This window comes from Pseudomonas sp. MWU15-20650 (genome assembly GCF_023242475.1).
In the GTDB taxonomy this organism is placed as follows: domain Bacteria; phylum Pseudomonadota; class Gammaproteobacteria; order Pseudomonadales; family Pseudomonadaceae; genus Aquipseudomonas.
Map to the genome: position 1 here is coordinate 23904 of NZ_JALJFG010000007.1, position 13439 is coordinate 37342.

Below are 13439 nucleotides of genomic sequence, written 5' to 3' on the forward strand. Positions count from 1 at the left end.
ACGTGAACAAAGCTCATCCGCCCCTGCTGAATGCAATGATCCGTCACCAGTCACTGGGGCTGGGGCTCTTGGCGCTGGTGTTATTCATTGTCGGCAATTGGCATCAGGCCGTCATCGGCTTCGATTCGCGCTTCGTGCTGTTTGCCCAGGAGATGCTGCGCCATGGGCCGAGCTTTTTCCCCACCACTTACGGCCAGCCGTATGCCGACTATCTGGCGACCTCGACCCTGCTGACCTGGCTGCTGTCCTTGCCGTTGGGCCAGGTCACCAGCTTGACGGCGTGGTTGCCCACGGCGGTCGCTTCAGCGTTGATCGTGGTGCTGGTGTATCGCCTCACCGCGCCCTACTCCCCGCGCTGGGGCCTGCTGAGTGTTGCGATGTTGCTGCTCAGCAGCACCTTTATCAGCGAAACCCGCGCGGTTTCCCTGGACCAGATGCTCGCCGCTGTCGCCTTGGCCGTGTTCTACCTGGGTTATGCCCATGATCATTTCGGTGCGGCCAAGCGTTTGCACTGGCTGTTCCTGCTGCTCATTCTTGGTTTTGCGATTCGTGGCCCGATCGGCCTGGTGATCCCAACCGGCGTGCTGTGCAGCTATTACCTGATCAACCGCCAATGGCGCCAACTGTTCAGCTTTGGGCTGTTGGCATTGGCACTGCTGGCGGCGTGTGTCGGCCTGCTGTTGCTGCTGGCCAAGCTCAGCGGCGGCGAAGTCTTCATGCAGGACGTCATTCGCATGCAGTTCCTCGGGCGCATGGATGGCACCGAAGGCTCCAGCGGCGTGTTGTATTACTTCACCAGTTCCATGGGCAACTATGCCCTGGCCTATCCCGTAGCGATCCTGGTGTTGCTGGCCGTGCTGATGGGGGGCCGTAGAACACCGGACCCGGCGTTGAAACTGGTGCTGTACTGCGCCGCGGCCGGTTTGCTGGTGATGGTGGGCCTGTCAGTGCCCCAGGCCAAAAAGGCGCGCTATATCCTGCCGATGTTGCCGATGGCGGCGATCATTGCCGCGTACCCCTTCCAGGTGACTCAAGGGCGGCTGTTTGCCGGCCTGCGCGGGTTGATGCTGGTTATCTGGACGCTGTTGCCGGCACTGCTGGCGATCGGCCTGGTGGTTGCGCAGCGACGCTACCCAGAGCAACTGGCCAGCCTCGGGTTGATGTTCGGGGTGCTTGGGGTGCTGCAGGTACTGGCGCTGCTGACGTTGCTGAAGTCTCGGCTACGTCCGTTCGGTTCCGCCTTGGCGGCGGTGCTGGCCCTTTGGGCAACCTACATCATTGTGGTTGAGCCCATGGAGCGTACGCTCTACGACACCCGCACGTTCACCCTCGCGGTCAAAGCCCAGATCCTGCAACAACCGGCACCTCTGGTACTGCACGCCTTGGGCAAAGATGCGAAAGCGATCAAGTTCATGGTCAACTTCGATTGCGATAAGGTCCCGCTGTTTACCCAGCTACCCGCCGAACTCAAACCCATTCAGGCCCCCGCGTGGTTGGTCATGAGCCAGGCTGACTTCGAAGGGTTGACCGATCCTCACCTGCGTTCGATCGCGCCGACACTGACTGGCGAGTTCGACAAAAACCCTTATGTGTTGCTGCACCTGGAAAAAACCGCCACTCCTTGAGCATGTTTCCAGCGACCTCGTAAGAAAGAACGCCCACTCTTCAACCAGTGGGCGTTTTTCATTATGAGTGCAAAGAAAAACCCTACATTCCTTTGCGTAACGGCCGGTGCACTTTCCCTTCCGGTGCTTGGAACCCAAATGTAGACTCGCTTGCCAGGTGCATTAACTATTTACCACCCCGCACCAGGGCCTATCTCTACGGGCCCGGGTTTGAGTACCCCACAACAACAAGGACGTGGTAGGTCGGCCCTGTGTGGCGGCCTACTTCATTGAGAGGACAATGCCGTGCGAGAGGAACTGTTCAATGTACCTTTACCGAGACTGGACCGTTTGATGGCGTTACGCGATGCGCTGGTCGCCTTGAAAGGACCGCTGGCCAACGATCGCCAGCTCCAGGAAAACCTGCAAAAGCATCTGTTCAACGAGGAAACCGATTGCCGGGTGCTGGGCAAAATCAGCACCCCAGTGCCCTACCCGGCCAGCTCGATGCCATTGGGCGAAGCGCGTTAGATACATAATTTTTGCACTTGAACCGCATTAATATGCAGTGGCGCCGTCAGGCCAGGATCGGCACACTGCGCAGTGTTCCTCCCCCAATAGTGGAACGTTCAAAGGCTTTTCCGGGAAACCAGGCAAGCCTTTTTTTTCGCCCGTCGTTTCAGGACCCCTTTTCAATGCTCGCTCGCTGGTTACCCGCTGCTATCAACACCCGCCCCACCGAATGGAGCCGCGCTGCCATCGGCATGGCCTTGGGCACGATGTTCAGTGTCTGGGCATGCGCCCACGTGTTTGGCATGGACGTCGCGCTGCACCTGCTGGGCCCGCTCGGCGCTTCGGCGGTGCTTCTGTTTGCCGTGTCTTCGGGGGCGCTGGCCCAGCCGTGGTCAATTATTGGCAGTTATTTATGCGCGGGGGTTGTGGCATTGCTCGTCGCCCGCGTGCTGGGACGGACCTTGGGCAGCGCCTGCCTGGCGGCAGGCATGACGGTGATCCTGATCTGTTGGCTACGTTGCCTGCACCCACCGGCCGGTGGCCTGGCCATGACCCTGGTGTTGGCTGACCCTGCGTCCATTGCCCTCGGTTGGCACGAACTGGCGCCGGTCATGCTTGGCGCTGGTGCCTTGCTGGTGTGTGCGCTGGCCTACAACAATGCGACCCGCACGCGTTATCCCAAGGGCCTTGCCGAGTCGCCCGCCGTGGTGATCGGCAGCACGCCCCCCATCACCGACCCGACTATTACCGCAGCCGATCTCAAACAGGCATTGGCCGAGATGGAGCAATTCTACGATGTAGAGCCGACCGCACTGGAACAACTGATCCATGCCGCCGAAGGCCATGCACGGCGGCGCAGCATCGGCGAAGTGTTGGCCAGCCGCTCGGCCTGAGCGCGCTGCTGCATAAATGCAAAAACGACCTGCATGATTCCACGTTGTACTGGGCAAATTTGCACTGGTACGATCGCGAGAAGGTTCGCCCGCGAACATCTTGATAAAGAACAATAAAAGCAGGGAGTGAGTGATGACTGCTCAGGTTTCATCCGAAGCAAGCCACAGCGACATTTTTCAGGACGAGGTGCAGGCCGAGGTCCGCAACCATATCGGCCACCTCACCCTCAATCGCCCCGCTGGCTTGAATGCCATCACCCTGGACATGGTCCGCCGCCTGACGGCACAGCTACAGGACTGGGCCGATGACCCTCAGGTCTATGCCGTTGTGCTGCGCGGCGCCGGCGAGAAAGCCTTTTGTGCCGGCGGCGACATCCGCTCGTTGTACGACAGCTTCAAGAATGGCGACACCCTGCACGAAGATTTCTTCGTTGAGGAATATGCGCTCGACCTGATCATCCACCACTACCGTAAACCCGTGCTGGCATTGATGGACGGGTTCGTCCTTGGCGGCGGCATGGGCCTGGTGCAAGGCGCTGATCTGCGGGTGGTCACGGAGCGCAGTCGCCTGGCAATGCCAGAAGTGGCCATCGGCTACTTCCCAGACGTGGGCGGCAGCTATTTCCTGTCGCGGATTCCCGGTGAACTGGGGACTTACCTCGGCGTCACCGGGGTGCAGATTCGCGCTGCGGATGCACTGTATTGCGGGCTGGCCGATTGGTGCATCGACAGCGTCAGACTCACCGAGTTGGACCACAAGCTCGATCGGCTGCACTGGCACGACTCGCCACTCAAGGATCTGCAGGGAGTGCTGGCTAAATTGGCCGTACAGCAATTGCCCGACGCACCGCTGGCGGCGTTGCGCCCGGTCATCGACCATTTCTTCGCCTTGCCGGACATTCCGAGCATCGTCGAGCAATTGCAGGCCGTCACCGTCGCCGACACCCATGAGTGGGCGCTGGCGACCGCCCACCTGATGCAAACCCGCTCGCCCCTGGCGATGGCCGTTACCCTGCAAATGCTGCGCCAGGGCCGTCACCTGCCGCTGGAGCAGTGTTTTGCGCTCGAACTGCACCTGGACCGCCAATGGTTTGTGCGCGGCGACCTGATCGAAGGGGTTCGCGCCCTGATCATCGATAAGGACAAAACCCCTCATTGGAACCCACCAACCGTCCAGGAGCTGGACGCCACCTCTATCGAGAGTTTCTTCCGCGACTTCGTGCAGATTGAGAAATAAGCCATGCAAGATATTGAATACACAGAAGAACAAGTCATGATCCGTGACATGGCGCGCGACTTTGCCCGTGGCGAAATCGCGCCCCATGCCCAAGCCTGGGAAAAAGCCGGTTGGATCGACGATGCACTGGTGGCCAAGATGGGCGAGTTGGGCCTGCTCGGCATGGTGGTTCCGGAAGAATGGGGCGGCAACTACGTTGACTACGTTGCCTATGCCCTGGCCGTGGAAGAGATTTCCGCCGGTGACGGCGCTACCGGCGCGCTGATGAGTATCCATAATTCAGTGGGTTGCGGGCCGATTCTCAACTACGGCTCCGATGAACAAAAACACACCTGGCTGGCCGAGCTGGCCAGCGGCCAAGCCATCGGTTGTTTCTGCCTGACCGAGCCGCAGGCCGGCTCCGAAGCCCACAACCTGCGTACCCGTGCAGAACTGCGCGATGGCCAATGGGTGATCAATGGCGCCAAGCAGTTTGTCAGTAATGGTAAGCGCGCCAAGTTGGCCATCGTGTTTGCCGTGACCGACCCGGAACTGGGCAAGAAAGGCATCTCCGCATTCCTGGTGCCCACCGATACACCGGGGTTTGTGGTCGACCGTACTGAACACAAGATGGGCATTCGTGCCTCGGACACCTGCGCCGTGACCCTCAACCACTGCAGCGTGCCCCAAGCCAACCTGTTGGGTGAGCGCGGCAAGGGCCTGGCCATCGCCCTGTCCAACCTGGAAGGTGGCCGTATCGGAATCGCCGCCCAGGCATTGGGCATTGCCCGGGCAGCCTTTGAAGCCGCGCTGACCTATGCCCGCGATCGCGTGCAATTCAACAAGCCGATCATTGAACACCAGAGCGTGGCCAACCTGCTGGCAGACATGCAAACCCAGCTGAATGCCGCACGCCTGCTGATCCTGCACGCCGCGCGCCTGCGCAGTGCCGGTAAGCCGTGCTTGTCGGAAGCGTCCCAGGCCAAGCTGTTTGCCTCGGAGATGGCCGAGAAGGTCTGCTCCTCGGCGATGCAGATTCATGGCGGCTATGGGTATCTGGAAGATTACCCGGTGGAGCGTTATTACCGGGATGCGCGTATTACGCAAATTTACGAAGGGACCAGCGAGATTCAGCGGATGGTGATTGCCCGGGAGCTGAAGAACTACCCACTCTGACCCGTACAGCACAAAACACTGTGGGAGGGAGCAAGCTCCCTCCCACAGGTTACTTTTTAGCCTTTCTCCTTATTAACTGACCGGCATCAGGGCTTGCCTGCAGTGTTATGGCGACTGTTTATTTATCTTTGAATTCCGGCGCGCGCTTGGCGACGAACGCCGCCATGCCTTCCTTTTGATCCTGTGTCGCGAACGCGGCATGGAACACCCGGCGCTCAAAGCGCACGCCTTCGGACAAGCTCACTTCAAACGCACGGTTGACGCTTTCCTTGACCATCATGCTGATGGGCACCGATTTGCCGGCGATCAGCGTGGCGACTTTCAGCGCCTCTTCCAGCAGTTCATCGGCCGGCACGATACGCGCCACAATCCCGCAACGCTCTGCTTCCACGGCATCGATGAAGCGCCCGGTCAGGCACATCTCCATGGCCTTGGCCTTGCCCACCGCACGGGTCAGGCGCTGGGTGCCGCCCATGCCCGGCAGGACGCCAAGGTTGATTTCCGGCTGGCCGAACTTGGCGGTATCGCCGGCCAGGATGAAGTCGCACATCAGCGCCAGTTCACAACCGCCCCCCAGGGCGAAGCCGTTGACAGCGGCGATGATCGGCTTGCGGCGGTTGGCGACACGATCGCTGTCGCTGAACAGATCGTCCAGGTAGATCTGCGGGTAGGTCAGCTCGGCCATTTCCTTGATGTCGGCGCCGGCAGCGAAGGCTTTCTTCGAGCCGGTCAGCACGATGCAGCCAATTTCGGGGTTGGCTTCCAGGGCGTCCAATGCCTGGTTCAGCTCGCTGACCAGTTGCGCGTTCAAGGCGTTCAGCGCGTGTGGACGGTTGAGGGTAATCAGCCCGACACGGCCCTGGACGTCAAGCAGGATGGTTTCGTAACTCATGTATCGGCTCCTTAAAGATTGCGTGAGATGACCATGCGTTGAATATCGCTGGTGCCTTCGTAAATCTGGCAGACCCGCACATCGCGGTAGATCCGCTCCAAGGGGAAGTCGCTCAGGTAACCGTAACCGCCCAAGGTTTGCAAGGCGGCCGAGCAGACTTTCTCGGCCATTTCCGAAGCAAACAACTTGGCCATGGACGCCTCGACCAAGGCCGGCTTGCCGCTGTCGCGCAGGGCTGCGGCGTAATGCACCATTTGCCGGGCGACGGCAATGTGCGTGGCCATGTCAGCCAGCCGAAAGGCCACGGCCTGATGTTCGATCAATGGCTTGCCGAAGCTTTCGCGCTCCCTGGCGTAATCGCGGGCGGCTTCAAAGGCCGCACGGGCCATGCCCACCGACTGGGAGGCAATGCCCACGCGGCCACCTTCAAGGTTGGCCAGGGCGATCCTGTAGCCCTCACCCTCCTCGCCCAAACGGTTGGCAACCGGCACCTTCACGTCCTCGAACAGGATCTGGCAGGTATCGGACGCATGCTGCCCCAGCTTGTCCTCCACCCGTGCCACGGTGTAGCCCGGCGAATCCGTGGGGACGATAAACGCACTGATCCCACGTTTGCCCGCTGTCGGGTCGGTCACCGCAAACACAATCACGATCCCGGCGTTTTGCCCGGAGGTGATGAACTGCTTGCAGCCATTGAGTACATAGTGATCGCCTTCGAGGCGTGCACGGGTTTTCAGGCTGCTGGCATCGGAACCGGCCTGCGGCTCGGTCAACGCGAAGGCGCCCAGCATGGCGCCGCTGGCCAGGGGCGTGAGGAACTGGGCTTTTTGCTGGTCATTGCCGAACGTGAGGATCGGCACGCAGCCCACCGAGTTATGCACGCTCATGATCGTCGAGCAGGCACCATCACCAGCGGCGATTTCTTCCAGGGCCATGGCGTAGGCCAGGTAGCCGGTGTCGCAACCGCCCCACTGTTCCGGCACGAGCATGCCGAAAAAGCCCAGCTCGGCCATCTCACCGATGGCTTCCTTGGGAAAGCGATGCTCGCGGTCCCATTCGGCGGCGAAAGGCTTGAGGCGCTCCTGGGCAAATTGCCGGGCGGCGTCACTGATTTGCAGTTGTTCGTCATTGGGCAGCATATAACGTCCTTAATACAGGCATTCGACAGCCATGGCCGTGGCTTCGCCACCGCCGATACAGATAGCGGCAACACCACGCTTGAGGCCCTTCTGGCGCAGAGCCGACAACAGCGTCACCAGGATCCGCGCACCGGAGGCACCGATCGGATGGCCCAGGGCGCAGGCGCCGCCGTGGATGTTGACCTTGCTGTGGGGAATTTCCAGCTTGTTCATGGTCACCAGGCTGACCACCGCAAAGGCTTCGTTGATTTCAAACAGGTCCACCTCGTCGAGGTTCCAACCGGTCTTGCTCATCAGTTTGCGGATTGCTCCCACCGGCGCCACCGGAAACAGCCCCGGCTCATCGGCAAACGCAGCGTGCCCATGGATCATCGCCAAGGGCTTGAGGCCGCGCTTCTGAGCGTCGGATTCGCGCATCAGCACCAGCGCCGCCGCACCATCGGAGATCGAGCTGGAGTTGGCCGCCGTTACCGTGCCGCCTTCGCGGAAGGCCGGTTTCAGGCTGCTGATCTTGTCCAGCTTGGCTTTCGGTGGTTGCTCATCATGCAGGATGGTTTTCTGCTCTTTGCCGACAGTGACCTGCACCGGGACGATCTCGGCGGCGAAGTGGCCATGGCTGATAGCCTCCTGTGCGCGGGTCAGGGAGGCGATGGCGAACGCGTCCTGGGCTTCGCGGGTGAAACCATTGTGCTCGGCGCAGTCTTCGGCAAAGGTGCCCATCAGGCGGCCCTTGTCGTAGGCGTCTTCCAGGCCGTCGAGGAACATGTGGTCAAGCACCTTGCCGTGGCCCATGCGGTAGCCGCTACGGGCACGATCCAGCAGGTACGGCGCGTTGGACATGCTTTCCATGCCGCCGGCGATCACCACGTCGGCACTGCCGGCACGCAGTGAATCGTGGGCAAGGATCGTCGCTTCCATGCCGGAGCCGCACATCTTGTTCAGGGTCGTACAGCGGGTGGCCTTGTCCAGCCCAGCGCCCAACGCCGCCTGACGTGCCGGCGCCTGGCCAAGCCCGGCCGGCAGCACACAACCAAACAGCACTTCATCGACGGCATCGGTGGCGATACCGGCACGTTCGACCGCGGCGCGAATGGCGGCCGAGCCCAGTTGCGGCGCGGTCAGCCCCTTGAGATCACCCTGGAAACCGCCCATGGGCGTGCGTACGGCGCTGACAATAACGATAGGATCGTTCATGAACACTCCTCCTTACTTGGCAGCCATGCGCAAGGCACCGTCGAGACGGATGACCTCGCCATTGAGCATGCTGTTTTCAATGATATGCCGCACCAGGGCGGCGTACTCGGTCGGTTTGCCCAGGCGTGGCGGGAACGGCACGCCTGCGGCCAGGGCGCCGCGCACTTCAGGCGTCATGCCGGCCATCATTGGGGTTTCGAAAATACCCGGGGCGATGGTCATGACCCGAATACCAAAGCGCGCCAGTTCACGCGCGGCGGGCAGCGTCAGGCTGGCGATTGCGCCTTTGGAGGCGGCATACGCCGCTTGGCCGATCTGGCCGTCGAATGCCGCCGCCGAGGCGGTATTGATGATCACCCCGCGCTCACCCTCGGCATTCGCTTCGGTTTCGGCGATGGCGGCAGCGGCCAGGCGCAGCAGGTTAAAGCTGCCGATCAGGTTGACGTTGATCACCTGGGCGAAGCTGGCCAGCCCATGGGGGCCGGCCTTGCCGAGGATCTTCTCGCCGCGCACGACACCGGCGCAATTCACCAGGCCATGCAGGCCGCCAAACGCCGCCACAGCGGCCTGCACCGCCGCTTCGGCCGCCGCTTCCTGGCTGATATCCGCCACGGCGCTGCGGGCGTTGGCCCCCAGCTGCCGGGCCTTGGCCGTCACGGCGTCGGCATTGAGGTCCACCAGCATCACCTTGGCACCCGCCGCCACGAGCATTTCAGCGGTGGCCGCACCGAGGCCCGAAGCACCGCCACTGACCAGAAATACCTTGTTTTCAATCTGCATCATGGTTTCCTTGAATAGCGGATCAAGCGATGGCCTGTGCCTTCGCCATTTCCTGATTACGCAAAATAAAGCGTTGCAGCTTGCCGCTTGGGGTCTTGGGCAAGTCGCTGACGAATTCGATTTCTCGCGGGTAAGCGTGGGCGGCCAGGCGCTTGCGCACATGCAGGCGCAGTTCTTCGGCCAACTCCGGGGTAGCACGGTAGTGTTCGCTGATCACCACGAAGGCTTTGACCAGCTCGGTGCGTTCAGGACAGGGCTTACCCACCACCGCCGCTTCAACAACGGCCGGGTGTTCAACCAGGGCACTCTCCACGTCGAACGGGCCCACGCGGTAACCAGACGTCGTAATGACATCGTCGCTGCGCCCGACAAAACTGATGCTGCCGTCGGGGTTCAGTTCCACCGTGTCGCCGCTGAGGTAATACTTGCCGACAAAGGCCCTGGTCTGCACGCCGTCATACCCCGCAAACCAGCACATCGGCGATTGTTCGCGGTCGATTGCCAGAATGCCGGGTTGGCCGGCGGGTAATTCCTGATGGTCGTCATCCAGCACCACAATGCGATGCCCTGGCGAGGCGAACCCCGCTGAGCCGACGTGCACCGGATGTGCCAAGCCATGGTGATTACACAACACCATGCCCAGTTCGGTCTGCCCGTAGTGGTCGTGGATGGTCACGTCCAGGTTGTCGGCAAACCAGCGGATGACCTCCGGGTTCAACGGCTCGCCGGCGCTGCTGACAATCCGCAACTTGCCCTTGATCGAACGGGCAAACGCTTCGCCACCGGCAATCAGCAGGCGATACGCAGTCGGCGAACCGGTCAGGTTGGTGATGCCGTATTTGTTGATGACCCGGCAGGTGCTTTCCAGGGAGAACGGGCCATCGTAGAAGGTAATCGGGTGCCCCATGGACAACGGCCCGGTGACACCAAAATAGATGCCGTAGGCCCAGCCGGGGTCCGCCACGTTCCAGAACGCATCCTCAGGGCGCAGGTCTACCGCGTCGCGGGTATAGCTCTGGAACGCGACAATCGCCTTGAGCGGTACCGACAACGCTTTGGATGGACCGGTGGTGCCCGACGTGAACATCAGCAAGAAAGGGTCGTCTGCGCCCAGCAACACCGGCTCGCAGACGTTGGCGTAGTGGTTCAACTCGGCCCAGAAACTGAAGTCGCCGCGTACCAGGCCCTCGCCTTTGGCACCGGTGACGGTCACGATGGTCGGGCAACCTGCTACTTCAGCGAGCTTGGGACGGTTCACCGCATCGGTGACGACCAGCGCGGCGCCGGAACTGTTCACGCGGTGTTCAATGGCCTTGGGGCCGAAGGCAGTAAATAGCGGCTGGTAGACGGCGCCGATGCGCCATGTGGCAAACACCACCACCAGCAATTCGGCCGTGCGCGGTAGCAAGCCGGCCACCTTGTCACCACGCTTGACGCCCTGGGCCAGGAGAAAATTGGCGAAACATGCGGCCTGGTCCTGGAGGTCGGTAAAGGTAGAGGTGGCGCTGCGCCCGTCCTTGCCCTCCCAGAACAACGCGATACGCCCGGGCAGTGCGTGCCGGTCGCAGCACTCCACGCAGGCGTTGAGGGCCTGCAGGTTGCCGGCCAGTGCGGCGTCGGCGGTGTGCTGGTAATCGAACTCGGTCGTGGCGGCCAAATACTCACGCATGGCTTCAAATCCTTCTGTTTTTTATTGTCAGGATGTTTTTGAGGCAGTGAATCGTGTTTGAAATAGTCGCTCTAGAGCGTTTGAGCGACAATGGTCAAAGCCATCAACATGGCTGACTGGTTTGGCCAATCATTGATCTCGCCGATGACCCCGTCAGTGCAAGTGATTGGACGCCCTGCCCGCCACCTTCTAACCTCAGCGCTTGCGCCACCGAAGAAGTTTCCCTGCGATGATTGTCCGCCCCAAACCCAACCTGCTAGGCATCCTGTTTTCCCTCAAGGGGTCGATTGCCAAGCGCATCGCCTTGCGCAGCCTGATGGTCACCTTACTGGCTTCGGTGATCGTACTGGTGGAAACCCTGCACCCCGCCTATTTCTCCAAGGTCAACGCCACGCCCTTCACCTTGCTGGGGTTGTCGCTGTCGATCTTCATGAGCTTTCGCAACAACGCCTGCTACGACCGCTGGTGGGAAGGCCGCAAGCAACTTGGGCAAATGGTCATTGAGGTGCGTTCGTTGATTCGTGAAACCCAGGTGCTGGGCGACACGGCCGTGCGGGCCAGCCTGTTGCGTGGCGTGTGCGGCTTTGCTCATGGTCTGGTCGCACGCTTGCGCCATGAAGACGAGGCGCGTGCCATCAGCCCCTGGACGGCCGTGCAAGCGAACCACCCCAATCTTCCCGACAGCGTGCTGCAAACACTCGGGGCACGGTTTTCCTCATTGGCCGAGCAAGGCGTGATCAGCGACTGGCGTTACACCCAACTGGAAACACGGCTGGTCGGCCTGAGCCAGGTGCAGGCGTCGTGCGAGCGGATCAAGAGTACGCCGTTGCCGTTCCCCTACACCCTGCTGCTGCACCGCACCATTTACCTGTTTTGCATTCTGTTGCCGTTTGCCATGGCCGAACCGCTGGGCTGGTTGACACCGGTATTCACTGCCATCGTCAGCTACACCTTCTTTGGCCTCGATGAAATCGGCGGTGACTTGGAAGACCCGTTTGGTTTCGACGAAAACGACCTGCCATGCAATGCAATCGTGCGCACCCTGGAGCGCGAAATCCTTGCCGCCGTCGGCGAAAGCGACTTGCCCCCGGCCCTGGAGCCGGTGGAATACGTGTTGACTTGACGCCGGTTTGACACTCGCCCTGGTCTGGCCGAAGCTGATGGCTTTGTAATAGTTGCTTAAGCCTTCGGACGCCTGCATGTCAAAGTCACGCCGTTACTCCATCATCGGCCTGTGCGCCCTGTTGTTGATTGTGTTGGTCACCTGGTTTTTCTCCCGCTCCGCCCCCGTGGCGGTGCCGCCGGCCATTGCCCATGGTTACGCCAAAGCCTTGAGACAGGCGCATAACGGTGAGCCAGGGGCGGCACGCGTGCTGTATCAACAATTGGGCCGCCCGGACCTGTCCCCTGAACGCCGTGCTGCCCTGCATGCGGAATTGCCCAACTACCCCAGCCCACAAGCCCTGAAGCTGGCAGATAAGGACTTGGCCAATGAATCCCCGCTGGTACGTGAAGCGGCGATTCATAGCATTGTCGGCCTGGTGCCCAGCGGCCAGCGCACCCTGTTGCTCGGCCCGGTACTGGATGACCCCGAACAGGACGTGCGCTTTACCGCCGCCAACGCCTTGCTCGGTCTGTCGCCGGACACTCTGGGCCTGTATTTCGGGCCATTGCAGCAAGTGCTCGATGAGTTTGTGACCCAGCTCAAGGCCCAGCCGGAAACCGCCGAAGGCTGGATTCAACTGGCACGCCTGTACATCCACAGTGCCCTGCTGCCGGATGCGCAAAATGCCCTGGAGCAGGCGATGCGTTTGCAACCGGACAACCTGCAAGCCGTGGTAGCGCAGATCGAATTGCTGGACAAGCAAGGCAAGACCGAAGAGTCGCGCCAACTGCTGGCACGCCAACTGGCGGCACACCCGGAGTCAGCCTACCTGCAACACGCGCTGGGCATGTGGTTGCTGCACCATGGCGAACGCCCCTATGCCCTGCTCGGCCTGTCCAAGGCGGTGGAGCTGGAGCCGGACAACCAGGATTACCGTTACGACCTGGCCACGACCTTGCACGCTCAGGAGGAACTGGAAGCGGCCCAGCGTCAGTTGGAAGACATCGTCCAGCGTCACCCCGCCAACCGCAAAGCCCGTGTGTTGCTGGTCAACTACTGGAAAGAAACGGGGCAACTACAGAACGTCCAAGTGTTGCTCGCCCAGCTGGAGCAACAGAACCCAGACGATCCGGCGTTGCAGCAAGGCTTATAGACCCGTCTCCAAAACCCGTACAAGTCGCCCTGGCTTGTACAAATAGTGCAAAACGTTGAACCGCCACAGGCCACCACGGTCAAGTAAATATGGCGCACCACGGCG

The 13439-nt window shown here is 61.1% G+C and carries 12 protein-coding genes; 7 read left to right on the forward strand and 5 right to left on the reverse strand.

Annotation, left to right across the window (positions count from 1 at the left end):
• The first annotated feature begins 2 nt into the window (after positions 1-2).
• The 5 genes from M5B43_RS08655 (at position 3) to M5B43_RS08675 (ending at position 5402) form a co-directional block, all read left to right on the forward strand.
• Complete coding sequence (locus M5B43_RS08655; protein ID WP_248749700.1) at positions 3-1625, forward strand: glycosyltransferase family 39 protein; 1623 nt, start codon at positions 3-5, stop codon at positions 1623-1625.
• 321 nt (positions 1626-1946) lie between these two features.
• Positions 1947-2135 carry a type VI secretion system contractile sheath small subunit gene (locus M5B43_RS08660; RefSeq protein ID WP_283099424.1) on the forward strand — a complete coding sequence of 63 codons (189 nt, stop codon included), beginning with the start codon at positions 1947-1949 and terminating at the stop codon, positions 2133-2135.
• Positions 2136-2299: 164 nt separating this feature from the next.
• A complete protein-coding gene (locus tag M5B43_RS08665; RefSeq protein ID WP_248749702.1) occupies positions 2300-3010 on the forward strand; it encodes an HPP family protein in 711 nt (236 codons plus the stop codon).
• 133 nt (positions 3011-3143) lie between these two features.
• The gene (locus M5B43_RS08670; RefSeq protein ID WP_248749703.1) at positions 3144-4247 is read left to right on the forward strand and encodes an enoyl-CoA hydratase/isomerase family protein; all 1104 of its coding nucleotides are present in this window, start codon (positions 3144-3146) and stop codon (positions 4245-4247) included.
• A 3-nt stretch (positions 4248-4250) separates the two neighbouring features.
• Positions 4251-5402: an acyl-CoA dehydrogenase family protein gene (locus M5B43_RS08675; RefSeq protein WP_248749704.1), complete on the forward strand. Its 1152-nt coding sequence runs from the start codon at positions 4251-4253 to the stop codon at positions 5400-5402.
• A gap of 118 nt (positions 5403-5520) precedes the next feature.
• Here the strand turns inward: M5B43_RS08675 and M5B43_RS08680 are convergent, their stop codons facing one another.
• The 5 genes from M5B43_RS08680 to M5B43_RS08700 are packed head-to-tail and all read right to left on the reverse strand — an operon-like array spanning position 5521 to position 11076.
• Positions 5521-6294: an enoyl-CoA hydratase gene (locus M5B43_RS08680; RefSeq protein ID WP_248749705.1), complete on the reverse strand. Its 774-nt coding sequence runs from the start codon at positions 6292-6294 to the stop codon at positions 5521-5523.
• A gap of 11 nt (positions 6295-6305) precedes the next feature.
• The gene (locus M5B43_RS08685; RefSeq protein ID WP_248749706.1) at positions 6306-7433 is read right to left on the reverse strand and encodes an acyl-CoA dehydrogenase; all 1128 of its coding nucleotides are present in this window, start codon (positions 7431-7433) and stop codon (positions 6306-6308) included.
• A gap of 9 nt (positions 7434-7442) precedes the next feature.
• The gene (locus tag M5B43_RS08690) at positions 7443-8627 is read right to left on the reverse strand and encodes an acetyl-CoA C-acyltransferase (protein WP_248749707.1); all 1185 of its coding nucleotides are present in this window, start codon (positions 8625-8627) and stop codon (positions 7443-7445) included.
• 12 nt (positions 8628-8639) lie between these two features.
• A complete protein-coding gene (locus M5B43_RS08695; RefSeq protein WP_248749708.1) occupies positions 8640-9407 on the reverse strand; it encodes an SDR family NAD(P)-dependent oxidoreductase in 768 nt (255 codons plus the stop codon).
• A 22-nt stretch (positions 9408-9429) separates the two neighbouring features.
• Positions 9430-11076, reverse strand: a complete 1647-nt coding sequence (locus tag M5B43_RS08700; protein ID WP_248749709.1) for an AMP-binding protein — start codon at positions 11074-11076, stop codon at positions 9430-9432.
• A 229-nt stretch (positions 11077-11305) separates the two neighbouring features.
• On the opposite strand from M5B43_RS08700, the gene M5B43_RS08705 reads away from it, so the two are divergent.
• Positions 11306-12199 (forward strand): bestrophin family protein, encoded by an 894-nt coding sequence (locus tag M5B43_RS08705; RefSeq protein ID WP_248749710.1) that lies wholly within the window; start codon positions 11306-11308, stop codon positions 12197-12199.
• A gap of 76 nt (positions 12200-12275) precedes the next feature.
• Positions 12276-13334: a tetratricopeptide repeat protein gene (locus M5B43_RS08710; RefSeq protein ID WP_248749711.1), complete on the forward strand. Its 1059-nt coding sequence runs from the start codon at positions 12276-12278 to the stop codon at positions 13332-13334.
• Positions 13335-13439: the final 105 nt, after the last annotated feature.